At 33.7% G+C, this 23,546-nt stretch carries 27 protein-coding genes; 2 read left to right on the top strand and 25 right to left on the bottom strand.

Annotated elements, in window-relative coordinates:
- Positions 1–31 precede the first annotated feature (31 nt).
- The 15 genes from BUB90_RS08460 to BUB90_RS08390 form a co-directional block, all read right to left on the bottom strand.
- Positions 32–661 (bottom strand): carbamoyltransferase C-terminal domain-containing protein, encoded by a 630-nt coding sequence (locus tag BUB90_RS08460; protein ID WP_073286011.1) that lies wholly within the window; start codon positions 659–661, stop codon positions 32–34.
- A gap of 17 nt (positions 662–678) precedes the next feature.
- The gene (locus BUB90_RS08455) at positions 679–2,226 is read right to left on the bottom strand and encodes an alkaline phosphatase family protein (RefSeq protein WP_073286008.1); all 1,548 of its coding nucleotides are present in this window, start codon (positions 2,224–2,226) and stop codon (positions 679–681) included.
- Positions 2,227–2,292: 66 nt separating this feature from the next.
- Complete coding sequence (locus BUB90_RS08450) at positions 2,293–3,282, bottom strand: class I SAM-dependent methyltransferase (protein WP_073286005.1); 990 nt, start codon at positions 3,280–3,282, stop codon at positions 2,293–2,295.
- 16 nt (positions 3,283–3,298) lie between these two features.
- Positions 3,299–4,075: an alpha/beta hydrolase gene (locus BUB90_RS08445; RefSeq protein ID WP_073286001.1), complete on the bottom strand. Its 777-nt coding sequence runs from the start codon at positions 4,073–4,075 to the stop codon at positions 3,299–3,301.
- 18 nt (positions 4,076–4,093) lie between these two features.
- Positions 4,094–5,026: a glycosyltransferase family 2 protein gene (locus tag BUB90_RS08440; RefSeq protein ID WP_073285997.1), complete on the bottom strand. Its 933-nt coding sequence runs from the start codon at positions 5,024–5,026 to the stop codon at positions 4,094–4,096.
- 10 nt (positions 5,027–5,036) lie between these two features.
- Positions 5,037–5,291, bottom strand: a complete 255-nt coding sequence (locus BUB90_RS08435; protein ID WP_073285993.1) for an acyl carrier protein — start codon at positions 5,289–5,291, stop codon at positions 5,037–5,039.
- A gap of 85 nt (positions 5,292–5,376) precedes the next feature.
- Positions 5,377–6,123, bottom strand: coding sequence for a sulfite exporter TauE/SafE family protein (locus BUB90_RS08430; protein ID WP_073285989.1), 747 nt, complete (start codon positions 6,121–6,123; stop codon positions 5,377–5,379).
- The gene (locus BUB90_RS08425) at positions 6,120–6,953 is read right to left on the bottom strand and encodes an ROK family protein (RefSeq protein ID WP_170865466.1); all 834 of its coding nucleotides are present in this window, start codon (positions 6,951–6,953) and stop codon (positions 6,120–6,122) included. The genes BUB90_RS08430 and BUB90_RS08425 overlap by 4 nt, the downstream gene beginning before the upstream one ends.
- 71 nt (positions 6,954–7,024) lie before the next feature.
- Positions 7,025–8,254, bottom strand: a complete 1,230-nt coding sequence (gene metK, locus BUB90_RS08420; protein ID WP_073285982.1) for a methionine adenosyltransferase — start codon at positions 8,252–8,254, stop codon at positions 7,025–7,027.
- Positions 8,247–9,212 (bottom strand): 2,3-diaminopropionate biosynthesis protein SbnA, encoded by a 966-nt coding sequence (gene sbnA, locus BUB90_RS08415; RefSeq protein ID WP_073285979.1) that lies wholly within the window; start codon positions 9,210–9,212, stop codon positions 8,247–8,249. Before sbnA ends, metK begins: the two co-directional genes overlap by 8 nt.
- A gap of 66 nt (positions 9,213–9,278) precedes the next feature.
- Positions 9,279–10,247 carry a 2,3-diaminopropionate biosynthesis protein SbnB gene (gene sbnB, locus BUB90_RS08410; RefSeq protein ID WP_073285976.1) on the bottom strand — a complete coding sequence of 323 codons (969 nt, stop codon included), beginning with the start codon at positions 10,245–10,247 and terminating at the stop codon, positions 9,279–9,281.
- Positions 10,248–10,300: 53 nt separating this feature from the next.
- A complete protein-coding gene (locus tag BUB90_RS08405; RefSeq protein ID WP_073285972.1) occupies positions 10,301–10,990 on the bottom strand; it encodes a 4'-phosphopantetheinyl transferase family protein in 690 nt (229 codons plus the stop codon).
- A 221-nt stretch (positions 10,991–11,211) separates the two neighbouring features.
- Positions 11,212–11,532: a helix-turn-helix domain-containing protein gene (locus BUB90_RS08400; RefSeq protein ID WP_073285969.1), complete on the bottom strand. Its 321-nt coding sequence runs from the start codon at positions 11,530–11,532 to the stop codon at positions 11,212–11,214.
- Between the two features lie 167 nt (positions 11,533–11,699).
- Entirely contained in the window at positions 11,700–12,050 is a 351-nt protein-coding gene (locus BUB90_RS08395) for a helix-turn-helix domain-containing protein (protein ID WP_073285966.1), read from the bottom strand.
- A gap of 1,073 nt (positions 12,051–13,123) precedes the next feature.
- Positions 13,124–13,456 (bottom strand): TfoX/Sxy family protein, encoded by a 333-nt coding sequence (locus tag BUB90_RS08390; RefSeq protein WP_073285963.1) that lies wholly within the window; start codon positions 13,454–13,456, stop codon positions 13,124–13,126.
- Positions 13,457–13,573: 117 nt separating this feature from the next.
- On the opposite strand from BUB90_RS08390, the gene aroB reads away from it, so the two are divergent.
- Positions 13,574–14,695: a 3-dehydroquinate synthase gene (aroB, locus tag BUB90_RS08385; protein WP_073285959.1), complete on the top strand. Its 1,122-nt coding sequence runs from the start codon at positions 13,574–13,576 to the stop codon at positions 14,693–14,695.
- Positions 14,696–15,016: 321 nt separating this feature from the next.
- On the opposite strand, the gene BUB90_RS08380 is transcribed toward aroB, so the two are convergent.
- A complete protein-coding gene (locus BUB90_RS08380) occupies positions 15,017–15,676 on the bottom strand; it encodes a DUF1349 domain-containing protein (protein ID WP_242952509.1) in 660 nt (219 codons plus the stop codon).
- Between the two features lie 120 nt (positions 15,677–15,796).
- Here BUB90_RS08380 and BUB90_RS08375 point away from each other — a divergent pair, with 120 nt between their 5' ends.
- Positions 15,797–16,705, top strand: a complete 909-nt coding sequence (locus tag BUB90_RS08375; protein WP_073285956.1) for an AraC family transcriptional regulator — start codon at positions 15,797–15,799, stop codon at positions 16,703–16,705.
- A gap of 562 nt (positions 16,706–17,267) precedes the next feature.
- Here BUB90_RS08375 and BUB90_RS08365 read toward each other — a convergent pair.
- The 9 genes from BUB90_RS08365 to BUB90_RS08330 form a co-directional block, all read right to left on the bottom strand.
- Positions 17,268–17,834 (bottom strand): DUF4256 domain-containing protein, encoded by a 567-nt coding sequence (locus tag BUB90_RS08365; RefSeq protein WP_073285948.1) that lies wholly within the window; start codon positions 17,832–17,834, stop codon positions 17,268–17,270.
- Positions 17,835–18,096: 262 nt separating this feature from the next.
- A complete protein-coding gene (locus BUB90_RS08360) occupies positions 18,097–18,675 on the bottom strand; it encodes a uracil-DNA glycosylase family protein (RefSeq protein WP_073285945.1) in 579 nt (192 codons plus the stop codon).
- Positions 18,676–19,356: 681 nt separating this feature from the next.
- The gene (locus BUB90_RS23475; RefSeq protein WP_170865465.1) at positions 19,357–19,515 is read right to left on the bottom strand and encodes a hypothetical protein; all 159 of its coding nucleotides are present in this window, start codon (positions 19,513–19,515) and stop codon (positions 19,357–19,359) included.
- A 317-nt stretch (positions 19,516–19,832) separates the two neighbouring features.
- Positions 19,833–20,120: a hypothetical protein gene (locus BUB90_RS08355; RefSeq protein ID WP_242952508.1), complete on the bottom strand. Its 288-nt coding sequence runs from the start codon at positions 20,118–20,120 to the stop codon at positions 19,833–19,835.
- A 30-nt stretch (positions 20,121–20,150) separates the two neighbouring features.
- Positions 20,151–21,686, bottom strand: a complete 1,536-nt coding sequence (locus BUB90_RS08350) for a hypothetical protein (RefSeq protein WP_242952507.1) — start codon at positions 21,684–21,686, stop codon at positions 20,151–20,153.
- Positions 21,664–22,284, bottom strand: coding sequence for a hypothetical protein (locus BUB90_RS08345; protein ID WP_073285942.1), 621 nt, complete (start codon positions 22,282–22,284; stop codon positions 21,664–21,666). Before BUB90_RS08345 ends, BUB90_RS08350 begins: the two co-directional genes overlap by 23 nt.
- Complete coding sequence (locus tag BUB90_RS08340) at positions 22,281–22,616, bottom strand: relaxase/mobilization nuclease domain-containing protein (RefSeq protein WP_073285939.1); 336 nt, start codon at positions 22,614–22,616, stop codon at positions 22,281–22,283. The genes BUB90_RS08345 and BUB90_RS08340 overlap by 4 nt, the downstream gene beginning before the upstream one ends.
- Positions 22,617–22,634: 18 nt before the next feature.
- Complete coding sequence (gene mobC / locus BUB90_RS08335; protein WP_084139160.1) at positions 22,635–22,982, bottom strand: plasmid mobilization relaxosome protein MobC; 348 nt, start codon at positions 22,980–22,982, stop codon at positions 22,635–22,637.
- 5 nt (positions 22,983–22,987) lie between these two features.
- On the bottom strand, positions 22,988–23,431 hold the full coding sequence (locus tag BUB90_RS08330) for a hypothetical protein (RefSeq protein ID WP_073285936.1): 444 nt from the start codon (positions 23,429–23,431) through the stop codon (positions 22,988–22,990).
- Between the last annotated feature and the right edge of the window lie 115 nt (positions 23,432–23,546).

The raw sequence follows: 23,546 nt of genomic DNA, 5'->3' as shown, positions 1-23,546 counted from the left end.
CTCACTCGTAAATAAACTCATACCAGACTACTTATACTCTTTTAATATAATAATGTTCTATATAAAGTTCATCTATATCTGTATTCAAAAAACAGTTAATTGCATCATCTGGTGACTCTACAATTGGCTCTTTATTTACATTAAAAGAAGTATTCAAAACAATGGGCACTCCCGTTCGTTCATAAAATGCATAAATTAACTGATGATATTCAGGACTTAATTCTTTTAATACCGTTTGAATTCTTCCTGTTCCATCAATATGTGTTACTGATGGTATTTCTGCTCTCTTAATAGGCCAAATATCGGCAACCATTAACATATATGGTGATGGAATATCTAAATCAAAATATTCCTGTTGAAATTCAAATAACACAGAGGGTGCGAATGGTCGAAAAGCTTCTCTGAATTTCACTCTATTATTTAATATGTCTTTCATCTTAGGATTTCTTGGATCTACCAATATACTTCTATTCCCTAATGCACGCGGACCTCCCTCTGAGCGTCCCTGAAACCATCCGATGATTTTCCCCTCAGCAATGGATATTGCTGCTTGCTTATACTGGTCATCACATTTAACCGCTATTATTTTAGTATCATATCTTTTAATCGCCTGACATATTTCCTCTTGTGTATATGTTTTTCCATTATAAGGATTAAACATTTTTACCTCCCTTCCTTTTATAAATAACCTAAAGATTTTAATTTCTCAGCTACTTCCTGACTTTCCTCTCGTGTGTACGCTTCTTCTCGTGTATAAGCTTCTTCTCCTTTATATCCTCCTGATCCTTCATTAGGTATCACAAAATCCTTCCAGTTTTCCTGCTCGTCATTGAACTGAATCATACTTTCCCCATCCATATAAGAAGGGGTACGGATGGCAAAAAGATTTAAAATGGTGGGGGCTATATCTTCCAAAGCTATTTCACCAGATTCCTTTAGTTGAATATTTTCTCCGTATAATCCAAAGATTGCATCTTTATCATGCATACCTTTTTGCTCTGGTTTACCAAAGATTTTATCCGGATGGATTTTATGATGCACCATGGTACTATACTCGTAGGGAACCATAATAATATCAGGTGCCTTGTTAAGAGATGCACCAGCATATACTTCTTCTCTTTTCAACACATCACGAAACAGAGGGGTCTTCTTGTTCGGATGGAGAATTTTCTTCAACAGACTGATAATCTTGTCTCTCTCTTGCTCATATTGCTCCTGTTCGATAATCCCATGGTTCTGCCTTCCTTTTAGATTAATATTAACTCCATATGAACCAGGAGATGCCATATAAGCTGTTGTCTGATTCCAATCCACTTCATATTCCTTGCCGGCTTCTTCCATATAAAACCAGGAATTTTCTTTTATAGATTTTTTATCTATTTCTTTCACTGCCAACAAAGAATGTTTCATTAGAAATGTTTGGACATAGAAGTCCACTTCTCCAACTGTAAATCCATGATCTGACAGAAGCATCAACAGAGCATCACTTGGCAGCATTTCAAGTATTTTTCCCAATGCCAGATCTGTTTCACAATAGATATTTTCAATGGCTAATTTATATTTTTCTTCTACCTCATGGTTATACACCGGACTTGATTCATCCATGAAATTCCAATAATAGTGAGATATTCTATCAATCTCTGTAAATACAGAAATAAATAAATCCCATTCTCCATTCTTTAGAAAGTAGTCGATGGTTTTAACTCTTTTCTTTGTTATTTCGATGGCTTGGCTGATATACTCTAAATTATTTTCAAACATAATATTAATGTCAGAAGCATAATGCCCCCCAGCCTTGGCTATTTTAAACAACATATCTTTGGGATACGCATATCTCAATGTATTCGATAATGGCCATGATATCATCACTCCATTAACCTCTTTGGGCGGATATGTCATAGGAATATTAACCATAATGGTTTTATATGAAAATTGATTTAATATTTCCCATACGGTTGATACCCCCACATGATTACTCCCCATATACTCTCCATAATAATTAGGAGACTGGGTATCCCAAAACTGATAGATCCCATGCTTGCCAGGCTGTACTCCTGTAAATGCATTTGTCCATCCAGGAGCTGTATGTGGCGGGTTTGTTGTTTTTAGTTTTCTAAAAATACCTTCTTTTATCAACTTCTTAAAAGAAGGAAGTTTATCTTCTTCTACAAATCGATGGATCAATCTGTATGACGCTCCATCTAATCCAAGTACAAATAATTTCATCTAACCCTCCTTCTAGCTCTGGTGCAGTGGATGATCTACCACGCCATTTTCTGCTATTTTTATATATTAGATTTTCTTTGTAATAATGATTGACGTAGGAATACGCTCATATTGAACCTCTTTTATGAATTCTAATCCTACCGCCTCAACCCATTGTTTAATATCCTGAGCATCCGCATGAAAGAAAGATCCTTGCATCATCCAGTCCAATGTATAAATCGATGATACTGGCCTCTTTGCCTTATCCTCTGAGAGAAAGAAATCATGCATAATCAATATTCCACCTTTATGTAATGCTGATGCTAATTTTACCAAGAGTTTTTGATTCATTTTATCGCTAAACAAATGAAGAACATTGGATTCCAAAATTCCATCATACTTCTTCTCCAAAGAGATATCTCTGATGTCTCCCGTTAGAAAGTGAATTCTATCCTCCATCCCATGTTCTTTTATATTCTTTATACATTGCTCTTTCATTTCTGCTTTATCAACAATATCAATATTCAATTGTGGATTAAATTGACAAATTTTTATGGCATGCGTCCCCATACCTCCTCCCACATCCAGTATGGTTCCTTTTTTGACCTTGTTAAATTCCCTTGCAATACATACCGATGAATATTGTCCTCCAGCATCCATTACACAGCCATATACGTTTTCCTTTCCTTCTTTAGCATTTAAGTTTAAATCGTCACTTCCCCTACCGCTTATAAGAACATCTTTGAATCTGTCTTCGCCAGTATGCTTAGTGGACAGATAATGCTCCAACTGTATTAAGGAAATCATGCTGCTTTTTGATCTGCTATCTAGCAACGGCTTCCACTCAGCTTCAAGAATATACTTTTTATCATCACTTTTTCTTATCAGGTTCATTGAGCAAAAAACATCCAATATGATTTCTAACGCTTTGGGATCTACAGATAATTGATTTGAAATTGTTTCTACACTGTTAACACCATCAATATAATCAAATATTTTTAATTCTGCTGCAATAAATAATGCATTTGACAGTTTATATCCATTGATAAACTGCAATAAATTATCTGTATGATTCATGATCTGCCACTCCTTCCTATTGTGCATTGAGCCATTTAATCAAATCTTTCACCATTTCAATTGTTACTTCATGACCTGTCTTTGCATAATCTTTGTATATTATCAAATTTTCTTTACCATGGGTCTTATATATCTTTTTTAACTCATCATGAAATTCTTTACGTGCCTCAATTGATACAGTGGTATCAAGCTTTCCATTCATAAATAATATTGGTCTTGCTTTTTCTTTGAATAAATGATTGGTTATATCCAGATTTTTCTGCTCTTCTTTGGCTCTTTCATAGTCAATGACTGGTGTAGATGCTGCAAATAATTTAAATGAATCTAGCCTTTTATTTTCAATAATATATTTTAAATCGTATGTACCGGCTAAACTTGCCATACTGTCAATTTCTTTCATAAGCATGAAACAGGTTAAAGCAATCGTACCCCCTATAGAAATACCTACTACTTTTACACTCAAGTCTTTCAACCCATATAAACTGTTAAATTCTTCATTGCATAGTATTATTTTTACATCTGACACCGTTGCCAGTATGTCTCTTACCAGATGATTAAATTCATATCGCTGACTGGTATCAAAACTAATTTCACGCTTGCCATGTCCATACATATCCAGTATAATAACAAAATATTCTTCTTTGGCTAATTCATAGGCCAAGGGCAACCCCTGTTCTTTATTATTCAATAGTTTATGGAATAAAAAAATAACGGACTTTGCCTGCCTGTTTTCTTTAAACACTAACAGTACTGGTATTTCTTTAATTCTCTCTTCTTTCACTACAATACCCATAATTATTTTTTTGTCTCCTTAACCTCTTTGCTGATTTTTCCATTCCAAAAGGCTTGAATATTCTCCTCGGAAGTATTGATTTAGCAGTCGGATACTTATATCCGGATGTTTTTCTATAAAGTACCTCATAGATTCTTCATGTATTTCCTTAGAATCTTTTCGGTAGTGATCTAAATGATAATTTTTAGCCTGCATTTCATATGCAAAAAAATATCCTTTCTTATACAATCGATACCCTAACTCAAGATCTTCACATCCCCATAAAAGTCCCATGCGCTGATCAAACATTCCAGCATTCAATATGTTTTCTTTTCTGATAGAAACATTCCCACCATTAAAACCAACCCACCTGAAACAAGAGTCTTCCTCTGTTGTTTGCTGATATAAATCAAATATTTCCTGCTCAAATTTACTGATATGAGCATTCTCCTTTAAGTAGCTTTCTATTTTATCAGATTCAAACATGTCGATCTGAATGGTTTTATCGAGCAATTTTTTTTTAGTCACCTGATCATTCATCATTAACCCTGTGATAGGATCCTTGAAAAATTTCAAATAAGGTATATGATTAATCTGTCCATGTACTACTAAATGTGTATTCTCTTCATGCCTTTTCTTATGTTCATGTATAAAATTAGGATTCAGTATTAAATCATCATCTGTAAAAACGATGATACTACCTGATGCTTTCTTAATTCCTAAATTTCTGGCATAAGATCTTCCTTTATTGTTTGACATGATAACTGATACCCTGATGACTGCTTTACTACATCTTTCTATAAAATTTCTCAATACCACTTCCGTGTCATCTGTAGAACCGTCATTAACAATAATAATCTCCAGGTCATCTACGTCCTTTAAATAAAAAATTGATTCCAGCACTAATCTTAACCGACTGCTTTTATTATAGGTGGGAATAATTAAACTAACTTTCACTTCTTTTCTTAACATGGACTTACCTTTACGCTTCTAACTTTTTTTCAATATAACATCCTAGTGTATCCAAGGATGATAGTATTTGTGAATTTAAATCATCATCATCAATAAGTATTTCAAAAGTATTCTCTACCCAGACTAATATTTCCAAGGCATCTACAGAATTGATACCTAACTCTGTAATTAAATCATCTCCTTTTATTTCTTCAGGTGTACATTTTAACTCCATACTTTCAATAATAATTTCTTTTAATTTTTGAATGATTTTATTTTTCGCCATTTGCTTATCCTTTCTTTAATTATTATTTTATTTGTTATGATTAATAGCGCTACTTCATTGGAAGGAATTCTTTACTTCTTGATAATCAAAAATCGCATATAAGTGACCAACTATTGATTAGAATAATAAGTAAGCCCGTCATTATAATGATGATTTTTTTCGGTAGTTTTGTGCACAAAAATGCTGCAAAGGGGGACACGATGACTCCACCAATAATTAACCCCACAATTGGAACGCTAAATCTCATAAATGCGTTTCCCTGCAAGAAGAAGAATACGATGGACTCTGTCACAGTTATAAAAAATTCTACCGAATTAACAGTACCAATTGTTGTTCTCACGTCATGGTCAGAAGCAATTAGCGTTGATGTCACAATAGGCCCCCAGCCCCCTCCACCTATAGCATCTGATGCACCGCCAACAAATCCTAATATTGGGTTTTTTTTAAACTTATTTACTTTCTTTTTTTTAGTCCTTACCTTTGATAATATCGAGATTCCTATGATGATTAAGTAAACATCAATAATAATCTCCCACGCTTCAAGATTCATTCTTGACAGTAATACTGCTCCTGTCACTCCCCCTATTACTCCTGGTAAAAGAAGTTTATAGAACATCTTTTTATCCACATTATGAAGCTTTATATGTGAAATTGCTGAACTACACGTTGTAAAGATTTCAGCAAAGTGTATACTGGCGCTTGCTGTAGCAGCTGGCAGACCTGTAAATGCACGTAAAAATGTGCTGCAGGTTACTCCATAAGCCATTCCCATGGAACCATCAATAAGTTGTCCCAACATTCCGATTAGTATATATAAGATAAATAGTTTCATTGACCATTCCTCAACAATTCTATCACTCCTAATATTCCGTTCTTATTATAAAGCTTTGACTTTTCTATACTATAATTCCTATGGTCGGCTTCTTTGTACTGGTTGAATATTGAAACTATGTACTGAAAAAGATTTTGATTATATTCTATGCGTCCTCCACCCACAATGACTTTTGGAATATCCAGAATATATGCCAGTTGATATAATATATCAGCTATATGCCGTCCTACTTTTTCTTCCATATGCTTGTCTGTTATTATGCTCTGAAGACAGTCCGTCTTTCCACAGCCGCATAGTTTGTGTACTTCAGGTATAGATAAATGTCCCAGTTCTCCTGCCATCCCATACTCTCCCTTATGCAGTCTATGGTTTAAGATAATACCGCCGCCTATTCCTGTTCCTATGGTACAGTAAATCAAATTTCCCTTATAATGCTCATCACCATACTGCTCCATACTCTCTCCAACAGCCGCACAGTTTCCATCGTCTTCTACAATAACAGGTGTATGAAAATACTCGCGAATATAATTATAAATCGGAAACCCTTCCCATAAATGGTGATTTGGCCATCGATGCACACAGCCTATATTCTGATCCACATTACCAGCCATGGATAGGCCTATTCCCTTTAGGGAATTCAGTGATATCTGTTTTTGATACAGAACCCTTAATATTTGCTCGCATATATTAGCCTCTATTTCTTCTTTTGCTGTTTCCCCTTGAATAAACGATATTTTGTTATATTCAACGATCATTTTCTTCTCAATGGAATACAAACCGGTACGTACATGTGTCCCTCCAATATCCATTCCAATTAAATAGTTTTTCATTTTTCCCCCATTCATACCGCAAGACTACCTGTGATACTCTTTTTGCCTAAGTATCGCAAGATGTTCTTTGCCTATTCTGCGCCATCTTTAAAATACTCCTTAATCATTTCCGCCTTATTAGTTTCTTCCCATGGGATATGTAAATCGCTTCGTCCAAAATGTCCATATGCTGCAAGCTGCTTATAAATTGGGGATCTCATTTCAAATTGTTCTATCAGAGCGCCTGGTCTTAGATCAAACAATTTCATTATCATTTTAGTAATCTCTTCATTGCTTATGGAAGATGTTCCAAAAGTGTCTACATAAACTGATACTGGATTAGCAACCCCAATTGCATAAGCAATCTGAATCTCACATCTATCAGCTATCTTTGCAGCTACAATGTTTTTTGCAATATATCTTGCTGCATAAGCTCCGGTTCTATCAACCTTGGTAGGATCTTTGCCCGAGAAAGCGCCCCCTCCATGTTTACCCACTCCTCCATACGTATCTACAATGATCTTTCGCCCTGTAAGTCCTGTATCAGAGCATGGACCGCCTTTTACAAAACGTCCAGTTGGATTGATAAGAATTTTGGTCTCACTGTCTATTAGATCTTTGGGTATAACTGGATTAATAATATGCTTTATTATGTTATCATGAATTTCTTCCTGCGTAATATCTGACCGGTGTTGTGTAGAGATTACAATCGTATCGATTCTTTTTGGTTTGCCATCGCAATATTCAAATGTAACCATTGACTTACCATCCGGACCTAAATAGTTTAATACTTTGTCTTTTCGCTTAGCACTCAATGCGTAGCAAAGCTTATGTGCATAATATATGGGAGCCGGCATAAAGTCTTTCGTCTCATTGCATGCAAATCCGAACATCATACCCTGATCTCCTGCACCAACTCGTCCTTTCTCCTCTTCTTCCTGAATATCCTTATATTCTTCACAGATATTCTCATTTTTCTTATGTTCTAGCGAACTGCTAACACCTAGATTGATATCTTCTGATTGCTTATCAATCGCTAAAATAACTGCACAGGTACTAGCATTAAATCCAAAATCTTCACCTTCATATCCAATCTCCTTTACCGCCTCTCTTACAATTTTTGTGATGTCGATTGTTGATTTTGATGAAATCTCACCCATTACAGTAACTATCCCAGTTGTTGCTGTGACTTCGCACGCAACTCTTGAATTTGGATCTTTTTCTAGATACGCGTCTAATATGGCATCAGATATGATGTCGCACATTTTATCTGGATGACCTTCTGTAACTGATTCTGATGAAAATAAATAATTTTTATTCATTGCTTCCTCCATTATTTTGTATTTTTTTACTGTTTTCTGTCCTTATTTTCTGTACCCATTCATCGTTGTAAACGGTATTCAGATACCTATCTCCTCGATCAGCGAACACTACTACTACATTTGGATTTTGAACTGTCTTATGAATATCAAAGTATTTCCTAACCGCAGTATATACAGCCCCAGATGAGCCTCCGATAAGCAATCCATATTTCCTGAGTAAATAACGACACATATTAATTGTATCCTCTTCATTTACTATCATTATCTCATCGATTTTAGCACTTTTTAGATTGATGGGAATAATACTTGATCCGATACCTGATATATGCCTTGTCTTTGGGGGGCTTCCAAATATGACTGAACCTTCTGTATCAACTGCAATAACCTTGCATTTAGGATTATGTTCTTTTACTCTTCTTGATACCCCTGTTATCGTACCACCCGAGCTGACACCTAGAAAAATGTAGTCAATATTGGTAATTTGATTACATATCTCCAACCCTAAGGTATTATAATAGGACTCCCAATTAAGTACATTTTCATATTGATTAATCCAATAACTGTTCTCTATCCGCTTTTTGAGCTCACTAACCTTTTTTAACCTATTCATTAGATATCCACCATTTTCATCTGGAATATCTATTTTTACGATTTCAGCTCCTAGATGATGTAATATGCATTCATTCTCTTTTTGAATATTTATATCTATAACGCATATAAATCTTAGCCCCTTTCTATTACAGTACGTTGCTAATGCAATACCGAAATTTCCTGAACTGGATTCTATAATTGTAGTATCCTTATTAATTACACGATTCATTAATAGATTATCAATTATATAGTTTGCTGCTCTATCTTTCACACTTCCGGATAGATTATAGCCTTCTAACTTTGCATATAAGTTAATTCCTGGATCTTCGATTTTTACCATCGGGGTGTTGCCAACTAGATCTAACATAAAATACTCCTCCTTATAAACTTGACACGATTATTCTGAGGATGCGTCGTATTAAGTGGATAAGTTTTATTCTAATACTGTACCAATATTGTTTTTTTCTGCTAGATTATAATAATAATTTCCAGTTGCAATGTCAAAAACTGCCATTCCCATTGGATTAAACATTATCGTTTTATCCTTATCACATTCAGCCAAACAATTATTACATACAACATCAACAATGGATTTCGTACATTCCTTGTTTAATCCTAGTTTCTTATGCATCAATTCAATATCAGTTTTTTCTCTGCACACTTCATCCCAATCATCCACGATTATCAAATCTTCTTGAATATTTATTGCTTCTGTTTTGTAATCTCTAAGGGAGATATTTAGCAAAAGTTTACCTTTTTTAGACCGCATATCTATATAAGGTTCATTAGAAACAGTACATGTAATTAATATATCTGAATGTTCATAAACCTCTTGCCAATTCTCTGCAATAGTAACTTTGCATTCTTTTGTAGAATGGATATCTTCCTTGTTGATCCCACGAATATCATATAGATATATTTCCTCTAAATCGCCTTTGAAAACTTCCTTACAAATAGCATAGTGGTACTTCCCAATAGGACCATATCCGATAATACCAATTTTAATATTCTTAAGTTCCCTACTTTTTTTGTAATAACTCATAAATAATCCACTAACACCTGCAGTTCTTATGTTACTTAGCAGAGCTGTATTAATGATACATACTGGCTGTCCAGTATCTGCATTATTCAATACAACAATGCTATGGGCCCTAGGTATTCCATTATTTATATTATCTGGAAAACTAGCAATCCACTTAATTCCTGATATGTTTATGTCCCCTCCAACATATGCTGGCATAGCAATAATTCTATTTTGGATATTCTTATACCTCAGATAGGGTTTAATAGGTTGCTCATACTCATTTTGGTTCAGGTAATTTACCGTTTTATCTAAATGATCTATGATATTACTCCAATTAATACCCAGACTCATAATATCTCTTTCATTAATGTATCTCACACTTGCCTCCTTATATTTTCTTGTCCTACACTTGTCGTTTAGTGAGGCTTTTTCTAATTAACTATACTTTTATAATAATTATATATGTCTGCTTCATCTGTATAGATATACTTATACTTTAAATCATAACTTTTGGAAGATAAAGAAACTGCATAACCGTTCAACGTTGTAGAAGTGAAGCAATATTTTCCCTTTGACCTCTGATGATTTAAACTTATATTATTCCCGATTGCAAACTCAAATGAATTAAGGGGAATATTAAGTCCCTTTCCGATTGCCTTAATATAGCTTTCCTTCAGTGTCCAGTACATGTAAAAGACATTCCTCTTATCAACCTCTGATGCCAAGGATTCAATAAATGAATACTCATTCTTAGTAAAGAATCGTTGAGCAATACCCATATCAATTTCTCTTATCTTTTCGATGTCTATTCCAACTCCATATTCACTTACGGCAATTACCACGTAAGAGCCTGAATGGGATACATTAAACTTAAATTTTCTAGCATTAGCGATATAAGGCTTCCCGTAGGGATTATAACTAATTTTCACCTTGTCAATAGGTATCATCAATTTCTCATATGCAGCTTTTCTTATCAATAGCTCTGCTATTAAACTCCGCTTTTTATCTGCTTCATTTCTAAGCTTAGAAATTCTTACTCTTCTTTCAAATGAAGTATGTTTTATAAGTTCACTATTGAAAGGCACATCATCTGTTAGTTTTACAAATGTAATTTCTACCATATTCCCTCTCCTGCTGTCTGCTTTAATAATAAATTTCTTACTCAACTACTTTCTGAAAGATTTCAATACACTCATCAATAAAATAGAATAGTCTACATCTTCTTCATATCCACTTTCCAAAAAGTATCACATACCAACTCATATTACATTCCAAAATCTCCATGTTTCCTAACTTATACTCCAAATTATTTATGAATTGAAATTTTATATAATATCCCAGACTATATGATGATCTCATAAATAAGTTTTAATAATTCCTCTATTTTTACTACTTGTGAATTATTAAAAAGATTTAATGTGTTAATAACTTTCCCATCATATATGTATTGATTATTTCCAGATAAAATATATTCACTTGAAACTGCTAATGACTTCGCAATTCTATATAACGTATCTGCTGAAAATCCTTTTTTTCCAGTTTCGATTTCATATAAGAATTTTGGAGAAATTTCTGCCAGTTCTGATAATTGTTCCCTTGTGTATCTGTTAGTTTCTCGTAAATCTCTAATTCTGGCTCCGACATTATCATAAAAGTTATTCATTTGTACCTCCTCCTAATCATTTTACATTTTTTATTAGAATTCAAAACCTCCTATTGTACTAGAGGGATATACTTAAAGCAGTTTTTATTCTCTGTATTTTGTTATATAGATACCATGTGGGATACTTATAGGATAATTACTACAGACATATTGCTGCATATAATAATCTATCCGTCTGATGACATTTTTCCTAATAAATCCACCATTGTATAGATAACGTTTTTATCTCTTTCTGATAGCTTATCCAATTGGACAATACAATCATAATATTTATCCAATAATATATCCTTTCTATTCAACACTTTATGAGAATGTTGTGTTTCTGAAATGTCCAATAAGTAGTCCGTAGACACACCAAAAAATTTCGAATACAAAATGACCTGCTGAAGTGATATATTCTGTTTACCATTTTCGAGAGCACTAATTGTTCCTTGGTCAATTCCAATCCTACACTCTAATGTACATTGAGTCATTTTTCTCTTTTTTCTCAAATCTTTAATTTTTTCTTTGGTACCCATACTATGCCTCCTTATACCTCCCCTATATACTCTTACTTTTCCTCACATTTCATTTTTTTCAGAACCTACTCCACGGATATAACCTACATTTAATGCTTGGTTTAAGGAATTTTGGGCACAACAAAAAAACGTCTTCCTTTTTGTATTTGAAGGCCCTGCGATTAATCGCAGTGGTAACCCAATTCCTCCAACAGTGCTCCTTTGCTGAGTCATCTTTGTGCTCTAGTGGTGAAAAATTACGACTGACTACCGGCTCTTATTTATGTTTTTGTGAGTATTCCAAGGTCTCTTAGCATTGATTTACAATGGACGTTTCACCAAGATTCCTTTTTTAGATTTTTATGCTGCCTGTAGGTCTACAGGTCTTTTTATATCACTGATCATCTTATCTGCATCATATAACTGACCAGTAACACACCTATTTTACTATGGGGTATTCTTTTTATGCAAACCCGTGTTTTATTGATTACAGGAATGCTACTTGTTATATTTTACCAAGTATTTAAAGGAAAAATAAGGAATTACAGAATAATGAATATTGATATTTAGCATAATTTGTAAACACACAATAATAGAGTACCTTTTAAAAATAATCGGGATATCTTTAAGGAAGATTGGTAAGGGCAGAAAAATCAGAAATGTTCCACTAATGGCAAAGATAATAAATCATTTGCAAGCCTATCTAAAGGAGTTCATCCCATATTACATAAAAATGTACCTGCCAAACAAGGCAGGTACATAACCAAAAAGCCCAAATATTTCATTGTCCTCTTGACGGGGAGCACATCATATTTAGACTCGTAAACTCCAATATTTTATTCTATTTTATAATAAAAAACACCTCCAAGTGCCAGTCCATTACAACAATCACTCGGAGGTGCATATAAATGCTATCTTATATCAATAAATTACTAGATTTAAAAATGTTTAAGTTAAAAAATTACCCAAGCAGACCATTTTGTTGAGATTCACATTGAAACAGAATGCAAAGACTTGATTATTGGGATTGGATTAAGATTGCTGAAAAGTGTGTATTCCTGACTATAACTCATCTGGTGAAAGTATCGTTTTATCTATAATGAAACCTTCTTCTTTTTTGGTCTTGGCATTGGAAGTTCTTCACAAGTACCAGCTATTAGATCTGCTAAAAACTCTCTATCATCTAATGTTTCTATTAGGAAATATGGCTTTGCATTCGCATATGGAGGTGCCTCCCCTGCATCACATCCTAACCTGTTTTCACCGAAACTTGTCTTCTTTAGGAAAAATTGGTCTTTACAAATCATTCCGATTACTTTATTATTACAGTAAACTCCAAATTCTCCAAACATCTTTTTATATGAGATTTCTCCTCCCCCTGCAATCTGTTCACAAACATATTCCACAAATTCCATACTTGATGCCATATCCCTTTACCTCTTTTCCATTTTTTGTATTAGTATAGCATAAATTAATTTTGATTTCTATAACTATTTCGATACTACAACAAATATTTATCTATTCTTATTAAGTGGAGGTGTAAAATGAAAAACATCATAATTTCTGTTAACAATGGTTATTATCCAATATCAATAAATAATAACTTTAAAGCCTTAATTAACTATATTTCAGAATACGAAAGCTCACAAATTTTTGTTATAACAGACTCTAATGTAAATATATTGCATTTTCAAGCATTAGAAGATACATTAAAAAAGTTTAAATTAACAAAATTTATTATACCTGCTGGCGAGCAGAGTAAATCCTTTCAAGAGTTAAAAAATATATATAATTTTTTGATAAAAGGTAATGCATCAAAAAAAGATATTATTATTGCTTTTGGTGGAGGGGTCATTGGTGATTTAGTTGGCTTTGCTGTTGCAACCTTCTTGTCTGGTTTAAGGCTTATACAGGTCCCCACTTCACTACTATCCCAAGTTGATAGTAGTGTTGGTGGAAAAACTGCTCTTAATTTCTTAAGTCATAAAAATAATATTGGATTATTTTATCAACCAATACAAGTTTTTATTAATACTAGTTTATTAACCACCCTGCCAGAGCGTGAATTTAATTGCGGAATGGGCGAAGTTCTAGTTCATAGTATTTTAGATAACAGTAAATCTCTATTTACTCTTTTAACTGAAGAACATGAGAGAATTAAAGCTAGGGACTTAATTATACTTAATGAACTCGTTTATTTAAATTGCAATATAAAACGTAAATTTGTAGAGGAAGATGAGTACGAGCACGGAAAACGCCAAAGCTTAAATCTTGGTCATACTATTGGTCATGCAATTGAAAGTTTATATAATTTTGAACTGAAACACGGCGAATGCGTTTCTTTAGGTTTAGTTGCTGCTTGCTATATCTCTCTACAAAAAAATATATTATCCAACGAGATCGCCGATAAAATAATTAAATTAATTGAACTCTTCAATCTCCCTACATATATTTCCTCTTTGCCCCCATATGAGATATTAGATTTAATTCAATATGATAAAAAAAGAAATTCAAACATTAATAATTTTATTCTTATAAAAGATATTGGCGAAGTACAAATTGTTCAAATAGAAGATTTATATACAGAAATTATTCCTGTTCTACTTCGATTACAAAAACCATATTATCGCTCAGAATCTCCGATAAATGCTGCTAAACTAATTTAGAATGTAAATTAATTATTTTTCACTATACATAACTTTTAGTTTACCTAACTTACTTTTATATTTTTAATAAAAAACTACCAACTCAAGGCCGATAGTTGGTAGTCAAGAAATACATATTAATTTATTACCTTGGATTATACTCATTTTACTCTGTATCATCTATGACATCCTATATTTTATAGAGTATTATAAATAACTAAGCGAACAGCCCCGACTCTTTACAGAGTAGGGGCTGTTCACTTAGTTATTTTAATATAGAACTATTACTCCACAACTTCGCCGGTTTCTATGTCCTTCCTTTGATAATTTACCACTACGAAATTACTTTCCCATTCGAATATTTTTAACTTTTCTTTTTTCTATTGTCAAATCTTCATATATACGAGCTCCACCTACACCGGTAGGTGCCTGTGCCAGCAGACCTACTTTCAATGTTTCTCCTGATGGTAAGTTAAAAAATCGCATCATATAATAATTATTTCCATCTATTGAATAATGAAATGCGAAAGATTGTCCCAGGCGACATAACTGAAGCCAAACAGAACTTTCCTCTATATTGCAACCATTTGCATCATCCGACTGCCCATTTGTAACAACACTAACAACAGCATGCGTGTTAAAATCTGTAAGCTCAAAACATGCTTTTGCCCAATGAGTCATATCCTGCATTACCATAATAGAAGAAGAATCATAAATATCTTTAAAATCAAGTGACACTTTTACTTTCATCACGAAATCTCCTGTGACTTCCGTATAATAAAAAGGAGCATTATTAAGAGATTCCGGAGTAACTCCCTCTTCTCCAACAGTCCCACCATTACAGAAAAAATCACTTTCTTTAGGAGCAAAAATTTCGATTCTTTTTCCTGATTTGTTTATTGTACTTTGATTTAACCACTTAAACTCCATAACAACCTCCCAGGTAATATTTTGAGCTGGTTTACGAATCCACTGCGGATTGTATTTCAAAAAGCTAGCCATGTCTTTTCCTCCTAAAATAGATAATTATTTACTAGCTTTATTGCATTATATCTCAATTAAAATCTTTTTTCACTACATAAAATCGCAAATATATAGTACAATATAACAGAGGTGAAAATTATGCAGTTCTACAAAACAACTACCGATGAAACATTAAGAGAAATCGCTACTCACGGCAACGACAAATACCCTATCGCATATTATGTTGACGACATCTGCCAATTCGACCTTGGATTCATAGACTGGCATTGGCATCGAGAGGTTGAGTTCGTGACAGTCTCAAAGGGTACTGTAAATTGTCTGATTGGGCAAAACAGAATTTGTCTTGAGAAAGGTTGGGGAATCTTTATAAACAGCGGAACCATTCATCGCTTTGAAACCGATGATGGCGGTATCATGCCCAATATAGTATTTGCACCGGAACTAATTGCCACGGAAAGAAGCCTAATTCATGATACATATATCTTACCTGTGCTGTCATCCGGTCCCTCATATCAGATACTGGACCCGAAAATTTCATGGCAGAATACAATACTGATGCTATTGGATAAAATCTATGATAAACAGGAACAGAATGGGGATTCTTTATCTCCTCTTAATACGCTTTTACTAACTACTGAGCTATGGAAATATCTATTTCAAAACATAAATATTGAAACAGTTCCTGCAAATGGAGTAAAATCTGCCCTTCACTCTTCACGTTTACAGATTATGCTTCAATTCATCCATGAACATTATGCAGAAAATATAGGACTTGAGGATATAGCAAATACTGCTAACATTAGCAAAAGTAGTACTTTGGAAACTTTTCGTCAGGGAATCGGCCAATCTCCGGTTTCTTATCTTATTGAATACCGTTTAATACAGGCAGCAATTTTATTGAAGAACACAAGAAAAACAATTATTAACATATCATTAGTTACTGGTTTTTCTAGTGCTGCTTACTTTTGCAGAATGTTCAAATATCACTATAAAATGACTCCTGCCGAATATAGGAAACAGACATTACATATTACCCCCTCACTATAACTCCATCCCCTTCGTTGTGTGGATAACATAATCCAATGGTTTAAGTCCTCTCTCTATACACACTCATCCTTTCGCTAGAACGACCAAAACTGTTTATAGAAGTTATAAACTAAAATATGATCCAGAATCAATCTAAAAAATCCGTTAGTTTATTATTCAATTATCTCAGAAAACTAACAGACAAGTTGAAGTACTCATGATTTACCGTATACGAAAAAAGCCCCCAAATCGTTTGATCTAAGGGCGTTGTTCCATCCATTTATTATCGAACATTTCAAACTGATTCATCTCTTCTTGCGACAAAGGGATGCCTAATCGTTTCGACAATAATATTGCCTCTCGCAAACGATATACCTTTCCAGCAGATCTTGCATAGCTTCGCCAAACTTTTCGAAATGTATGGTGCCTTGCATAATTTTCAGACATTGCTATAAGCTCTGCTCAATTTCTCTATAACGCTTTCTTGGAAGAATCAAAGAAGATATCCTTCCTGTTTTGCTTTCATATAAAATATATATGTGAATCGCTTATATAACCCGAAAAGTCTCCAATAAACGCAAATTTAAATTTTTAGCAATCCCCTGAATCCTCTTGAAGCATAATAAGATTCCGCCCCATTATGGTATACAAAGACCGTATCATAACGATAATCACAAAAAATAGCCCCTCCGAGCTTTCTTATATTATCAGGTGTTTTTACCCAGCTTGATGTTTTTACATCATACTTCCCAAATTCCTGTAGCTTCCTATACTGTTCTTCTGTTAAAATTTCAATACCCATTTCACTTGCCATATCGATTGCGTTATTTTTCGGCTTATGCTCTTTTCTTGAATCTAGGGCCTCACGGTCATAACAAATACTTCTACGCCCTTTTGGTGTTTCATCTGAGCAATCGACAAAAACATATTCATTTTTATTATAATCAAACTCAATAACATCTGGTTCTCCGCCTGTTCTTTCCATCTCATTTAGTGACCATATCTTTCCGGGGTTTGCTTCCAGCTTTAATTTTATCCCGTCCCATTCAAGTCCCTTATGCCGCTCCATATTTTTCAAAAAGCGTGCCTTTAACACATTAAATAGTTTATCTCGTTGTTCTATTGATAACTCCCTTTTTTTGTTGTCCATATTGGTACCTCCTACAATCCTTTTTAGTCTTATTCCTTCTTAATCAGTGTTAGAGCAATCCTTAAGGCGACGATGCAACGCTGCTCAAAAAGAATCTGCTGCGGCTTGCCTAATCTCGTGACATCTATGTTTTTTTTTATCTCATTGGTATTTCTAGAAGTATTGTATAAATCCTACGTTCTACTATCTGTGGTAAAATATCGAGTAGCTCATTGCTGCAAAGGATTCTGAACCAATTGTCATTAAATTAGTTAATGATTCCTTATAAGTTCCTATCCACAATTTCTTTTAAAACAGGTAAAACATCATTTTCAAACCATGGATTTTGTTTCAACCAGCCAAGATTTAAAGGAGAAGGATGAACCAATGGAAAATATTCCGGTAAATATTTTTGAAAATTCCTCACTGTTTCAGTTAAACTTTTCTCACGTCTTTTATTTAAATAATATTTCTGTGCATAGCTACCTACTAGAATTATGATTTCAATATTTGGCATGTCATCCATTATACGTGGATGCCATTTTTCTGCAAAGCCTTTTCTAGGTGGAACATCACCGGTTTGCGCTTTTCCTGGATAGTAGAAATCCATAGGCAAATGAGCGATGCGATTCGTATTATAAAATATCTCGCGAGAAACTCCCATCCACTCTCTTAATCGATCACCACTTAAATCATTCCAAAACAATTGAGTTGCTTCTGCTTTACGTCCAGGTGCTTGACCAATTATGGCAATGCGGGCATCTACAGAAGCTTTAAATAATGGTGGGATTCCCATTTTTGTATAGGATTCATTCATTGGGTCAGCCATAATTTCTTGTTTGATTTTTTCGAATAATATCATATTTCACTTCCATTATATTTAATAATATTTATTTTCTATTCTCTCCTTATTATAGATAAGCAAAATCCCTCATATTTTAAACGTAAGAATTATATTATTTTATTTCTTTCGACCAATAATCCTATGAGTAATATCAAATATGAAAGAAGTAATGAGAGAACTTGTGCATGCAGTAAGCAGTAAGATCCCCATTACAATTCGGCCTAATTAAGCTTTTTACACTATACATGGTAATAAAATTGTATATCATAAAAGGTAACAATTCAACTGCTGGAAAATACTCCACAAATCTATTTTTTTAACAATAGATTTAATATAATAGTAATTTTTATCTAAAACGCTCGGATTTCAGAAAAAAAAACTATTCCATATCGAATTGTTCATACTCTACCTTAAAGCGCCCTAACAGTTCTTTAATGACTTGCTTTTACTAAAGCTTGTCGGTACTGCCACATGAAACAACCACTACTCGTTTCTTCTTCAGCCAAAACCTTAGTACCCTTTCATGATTTTAAAACTTCTTTCTTCACTGCATACAGTGTTAATTAACGACATTAAGCGAGGTTGATATAACTCTTATTTATTAACCTAAAGATACACGTATAGAGAACAAAAAAGAGCCGTGTTCAGTTTTAAACTTTACATCAACTCAATTTATTAAATGAGAGTACTATTAATTATCTACTTGTTTAAATTATATAGTAATACGTTAAAACCGCCATAGAATTCTACTGAGCAATTATTTTCCTCTGTGTATTGCATTACTACTTTGTTTATAGCTTCAGATTTATCTTTTTTTATCTCAAGAGGAACATCAACGCTTGAATTTTTCTTTCTCATCCTTACGTTCCTCCTTTATAGTAGAATCTCAAATACTATTATAGAAGTGTGGGAGGGAAAACAAGTACACAAGCATGGTTGGTATGTTTAGAGACATAGTTGGTTAATTCTTACGGAAGGTAATACGCAAACTATCCTTTGTAATTTATTATTAGAAACTTATTGCGTTTTTATTCCTATTTTATTTCTTGTTGCACATAATGTCTTAATAATCCACTCACACTATCTTTTGATTTATCGAGACATTCATATGATCCAAATACCCAAAATGCATCTTTTGCTCTAGAAAAGCTACATTCATAAGACTTCTATTTACATTAAACGTACTTCGTCGTCTTCTTTGCAATGATAACCAGATTGTATTCCAATGCCTGTGTGATAAATTCCGAAGCATTCTTACGGGTAGGATTCTGAATGTAATCAAAATATTCATGCATCCTGTCAGCCTCTTCGATTTTTAAAAGGATATCCTGAATCAGTTCTTTTTGTCTTACTGTGGCAGCAAGGCGTTTGTTTCTGCAACTTTTTCCACCCCCTCCCTGGTTCCAATATATTGTATCAAATTGTGCAGATATTCCGGCGGGGCGTTTTTTAAGTAGTTGCACCGTAAGATTAGTTTCGCCATGATCCCCCTATCATTTCAATTGTATCTCTAATTTCTTCATTATTTTCGAAAAGTAATCACGCTCTCCAATAAAATGCATATTACCAATGGCTCCATGAGTATTAAGAACTTTTAAAACACTTTCAAAATGTGCACTGTTATTCTGATTGTCTATCATATCATTTACCACTTTCCGGAACTTTTCATAATCATTTTTGTATGTAGCCAGCATCATTTCTAAATCTTCTATTGTCATAATGTAGCATCTACTATCTATCTCAAAAATCTCTGGTATTGAAGACATGATAAGTTGTGTATTTGTCATACATTCATACAAAAGAAATATTTTTATTACCGGCTTTTCTCCCTGATATTCTTCCTCGGAGTTTTTTAACTGCTGATAAGCTTCCCTTATATTTCTATCAGAAAATCTATCAATCTGCTGGATACTCGGATTCTGTTGCTTTGCTCCTATTCCTAATAGACCTGACTTTAACTCAAATAAAAATACTGCATCCTCAAACTCCATAAAATAATCGGCACTCTTTTTCTTTTGTTCCGGTATCTTATTCCACGCATTTTTTCGCAAGTAAATATCTGCTATTTCCTCAAAATACTGTTCAAACATTTCTCCAAAAGTGTTTACAAATCTTTGCCCTCCATCATTTTTCAAATAATAATCCCTGACAAGCCAGTATAATCCATCCCCGATAAGCATCCATACCAAATAATGACTGATTGCAATATATTCGTTTTTCCTATCTGTAAGTACAAACGGCTTGCTATAAAAAATCTGTTTACCTATGATTGATTCTCTTACTTCATCGTAAGTAACAGTATAATATTCCAATATTTTCTGTATGTTTTCTTTCGTCAGAATGGTTTCATCCTTTTTTCTATATAATTCTTCCGGCGCACTTAATATATCGGCATGCTGGCTGCACAGCCATAAGATAATCAACTCAACAGCTAGCAATTCATCTGCATTGAGACCAAATGTTTTTTGCGTGATCTCATCTACGCTGACTATTTTTTCTCTGTAGATTTTATCAGAGCCAATCAACATATGATAATTCCTGTTAAAGTTTTGCATTATCCATGAAATGTTTTGAAATTTAAATTGTTCATAGGTAATACCCGCCAGATATTTATATACATCTTGCAGTTCTGCATCTCTTAAAAATTCACTTCCGGAATGTTCATTTTCATAACCCCGGTAAAGATTAACCACTTTACTTACTTCATCCGCCTGTATCATTTTTTTCCGATAATCAGTTGATTCCTTGATAGAAAGATAGGCCATGGCATGTATATCCCATGCTGACAGCATTACCGATACTTGTCTGTGTAAAAATCCATGTTGGATTATATCTAGGGGAAAGCTCAAACAACAGTTTAAACTTTCTATTGGTAATTTCATTTGCTTCTTAAACATTTCTATCGATAATTCCGCAAAGAAATATATAAAATCTCTTGTAGCATACTCTTTAATAAAAGATATAAAATTCTTCATTCCACTAACCTTTTCCTCTCCGATTATTTTCTCAAACATCAAAATCATAATCATCGGCTTCACCTAAAATATGTGCTGTAATGTATTTTAAGAGATAATTTAAAAGAAATATAGCCGTCTCTTCAAAAAAGACAAAAAGAAATACGAATAAAAGTCCTTCTACATTATTTATCTCTGTATACAAAGACAATAGAATAGCTTCCATACACAAAAAAACGATTTCAAACAAATCTGTTTTCTTTTCGACTCCAAACCAAAGTTTATAAGCCAATCCTGCAAGTATACAAGTAAAAGCAGCTCCTGTAGCTGTTCCTATTAAGGTTTGAAAAGATAATGCTGTAACAAATACACCTTTTACAATTAACAAAAGACTTTCTGTTGTTCCTCCTATATCCTCACAATCCTTTGCTATCCCGTAAAAAATATATACCATTGTCAATGCAAATACCATCACTCCTGCATTATCCTCTAACTTATTCTCATTCATTAAATTCCATGCCAGAGATAGCAATGCAATAATACCTATGTCTCTAAGAATTGCTTTTACTCTCAGTTCTGAATCTAAAATCTTATATTTAAGAAGTCCAAACCGAAAAGCAAAACCAAGACCTGCCGGTAACCAATACCACCACATACTAAAAAACCATATCAATGCCTGCTCCATTTTCTGTTATATTCGGCACACAAATACTCCCCAACAAATTCCCTAATGATTTCAAATCCTAGTTCTTTGTCCTCAAAATCTTTTGGGAATGATATGATCAGGTGATACCCTTGTCTGCCATCTAGTTTTTCATACGCTTTCTTAGTGTCTATCATCTGTTGATAAGACATCTCTAGATTTGGTAAGCAATTTATAGCAGAAACGTATTTCCCCTCTGTTTTAATTGCGTTAAGTATGTACTTAATAGAGCTATACAGATACTGGTGTCCATTTCCTTTTCCTCTATTCTCACTTAAATAAAAGATCTTACTTACTGCCATCTTTCTGTTACCACTTCCCTATCTACATCGATTTATTGTAGTAAGTAACTCCATGATTTTCTTCATGTAATAATCCAACTTCTCTTTATCCATCTCCTGGTAATTACCACTATTGTTATTCTTCGAAATTTGATTAATCGAAACACCAATCTTATTAACTTCATTGATTAACTGGCGCATATCTAAATTCTGAACCATAAATGGTTTCTTTTGATCCAAGAGCAAATGCCCATTACCAATAAGATAACGGAGATATTCACTTTCATCTATCGATCTACCATTGGCATAGACAGTTGCTCCATCTAACAAAAGATTCTTGTCTCGTTCCGATAAACGAATCTCTTTTCGATACTTCTTAGCCGCCATGCAAATCACCTAGCCTGACGCTTACTCATATTCTGTTGCATTCGTGTTAGATACTGATTAACAACCTGCATCATGTTCTTACCATAAATCGTCTGTTTAAACAGTGAATGTAGGATTACTTCTTGTTGCTGCAACTGCAATAAATCTCTTGACGTAGACAGATACTGATCTAGTCCAAATGAACGTTTATTCTTTTGTCTAGTGCCGACTAATTTCTCGTAATTTGATTCACAAGCAATATCAATCAGTTCATCAATCGTAATACATGTTCTTACACTATCACTTGATTCCTTGACATAGAGCTTACTGTCTTCTTCACTTAATTGTTTTTTACTGGATTGTAATTCTGATAATAATAGATTTGCTTGCACTGAATCCATCTGCATCAGCAAGTCAGTTTGTTCGACAAACTGAAGCAGGGATTGTGCATCAGAAATGATTTGCTCCATAGACTTCTCTCCTTCCTTGAATATTTAATATAGTAGTTTCAAGGTTATTATAGGAGAGATGGAGATTTTATTGAATTGTCTGTAGACTAGTATTTTATTTCCTTGATAACCATCA

Source organism: Anaerosporobacter mobilis DSM 15930, assembly GCF_900142955.1.
GTDB lineage: Bacteria > Bacillota > Clostridia > Lachnospirales > Lachnospiraceae > Anaerosporobacter > Anaerosporobacter mobilis.
The sequence above is the reverse complement of the archived record's forward strand: the minus strand, read 5'-3'. Positions and strand labels throughout refer to the sequence as shown.

What these genes read in the sequence shown, in the direction of transcription:
- aroB (WP_073285959.1), top strand. Translation starts at nt 13,574, where the DNA reads ATGAAAAACATCATAATTTCTGTTAACAATGGTTATTATCCAATATCA.
- BUB90_RS08455 (WP_073286008.1), bottom strand. Translation starts at nt 2,226, where the DNA reads ATGAAATTATTTGTACTTGGATTAGATGGAGCGTCATACAGATTGATC.
- BUB90_RS08405 (WP_073285972.1), bottom strand. Translation starts at nt 10,990, where the DNA reads ATGGTAGAAATTACATTTGTAAAACTAACAGATGATGTGCCTTTCAAT.
- BUB90_RS08440 (WP_073285997.1), bottom strand. Translation starts at nt 5,026, where the DNA reads ATGTTAAGAAAAGAAGTGAAAGTTAGTTTAATTATTCCCACCTATAAT.
- BUB90_RS23475 (WP_170865465.1), bottom strand. Translation starts at nt 19,515, where the DNA reads ATGAGAAAGAAAAATTCAAGCGTTGATGTTCCTCTTGAGATAAAAAAA.
- sbnA (WP_073285979.1), bottom strand. Translation starts at nt 9,212, where the DNA reads ATGTTAGATCTAGTTGGCAACACCCCGATGGTAAAAATCGAAGATCCA.
- BUB90_RS08390 (WP_073285963.1), bottom strand. Translation starts at nt 13,456, where the DNA reads ATGGCATCAAGTATGGAATTTGTGGAATATGTTTGTGAACAGATTGCA.
- BUB90_RS08350 (WP_242952507.1), bottom strand. Translation starts at nt 21,686, where the DNA reads ATGATTATGATTTTGATGTTTGAGAAAATAATCGGAGAGGAAAAGGTT.
- metK (WP_073285982.1), bottom strand. Translation starts at nt 8,254, where the DNA reads ATGAATAAAAATTATTTATTTTCATCAGAATCAGTTACAGAAGGTCAT.
- BUB90_RS08460 (WP_073286011.1), bottom strand. Translation starts at nt 661, where the DNA reads ATGTTTAATCCTTATAATGGAAAAACATATACACAAGAGGAAATATGT.
- BUB90_RS08360 (WP_073285945.1), bottom strand. Translation starts at nt 18,675, where the DNA reads ATGATATTATTCGAAAAAATCAAACAAGAAATTATGGCTGACCCAATG.
- BUB90_RS08400 (WP_073285969.1), bottom strand. Translation starts at nt 11,532, where the DNA reads ATGAATAACTTTTATGATAATGTCGGAGCCAGAATTAGAGATTTACGA.
- BUB90_RS08435 (WP_073285993.1), bottom strand. Translation starts at nt 5,291, where the DNA reads ATGGCGAAAAATAAAATCATTCAAAAATTAAAAGAAATTATTATTGAA.
- BUB90_RS08445 (WP_073286001.1), bottom strand. Translation starts at nt 4,075, where the DNA reads ATGGGTATTGTAGTGAAAGAAGAGAGAATTAAAGAAATACCAGTACTG.
- BUB90_RS08395 (WP_073285966.1), bottom strand. Translation starts at nt 12,050, where the DNA reads ATGGGTACCAAAGAAAAAATTAAAGATTTGAGAAAAAAGAGAAAAATG.
- BUB90_RS08375 (WP_073285956.1), top strand. Translation starts at nt 15,797, where the DNA reads ATGCAGTTCTACAAAACAACTACCGATGAAACATTAAGAGAAATCGCT.
- BUB90_RS08380 (WP_242952509.1), bottom strand. Translation starts at nt 15,676, where the DNA reads ATGGCTAGCTTTTTGAAATACAATCCGCAGTGGATTCGTAAACCAGCT.
- BUB90_RS08425 (WP_170865466.1), bottom strand. Translation starts at nt 6,953, where the DNA reads ATGAAAAACTATTTAATTGGAATGGATATTGGAGGGACACATGTACGT.
- BUB90_RS08330 (WP_073285936.1), bottom strand. Translation starts at nt 23,431, where the DNA reads ATGGAGCAAATCATTTCTGATGCACAATCCCTGCTTCAGTTTGTCGAA.
- BUB90_RS08430 (WP_073285989.1), bottom strand. Translation starts at nt 6,123, where the DNA reads ATGAAACTATTTATCTTATATATACTAATCGGAATGTTGGGACAACTT.
- BUB90_RS08340 (WP_073285939.1), bottom strand. Translation starts at nt 22,616, where the DNA reads ATGGCAGTAAGTAAGATCTTTTATTTAAGTGAGAATAGAGGAAAAGGA.
- BUB90_RS08365 (WP_073285948.1), bottom strand. Translation starts at nt 17,834, where the DNA reads ATGGACAACAAAAAAAGGGAGTTATCAATAGAACAACGAGATAAACTA.
- mobC (WP_084139160.1), bottom strand. Translation starts at nt 22,982, where the DNA reads ATGGCGGCTAAGAAGTATCGAAAAGAGATTCGTTTATCGGAACGAGAC.
- BUB90_RS08450 (WP_073286005.1), bottom strand. Translation starts at nt 3,282, where the DNA reads ATGAATCATACAGATAATTTATTGCAGTTTATCAATGGATATAAACTG.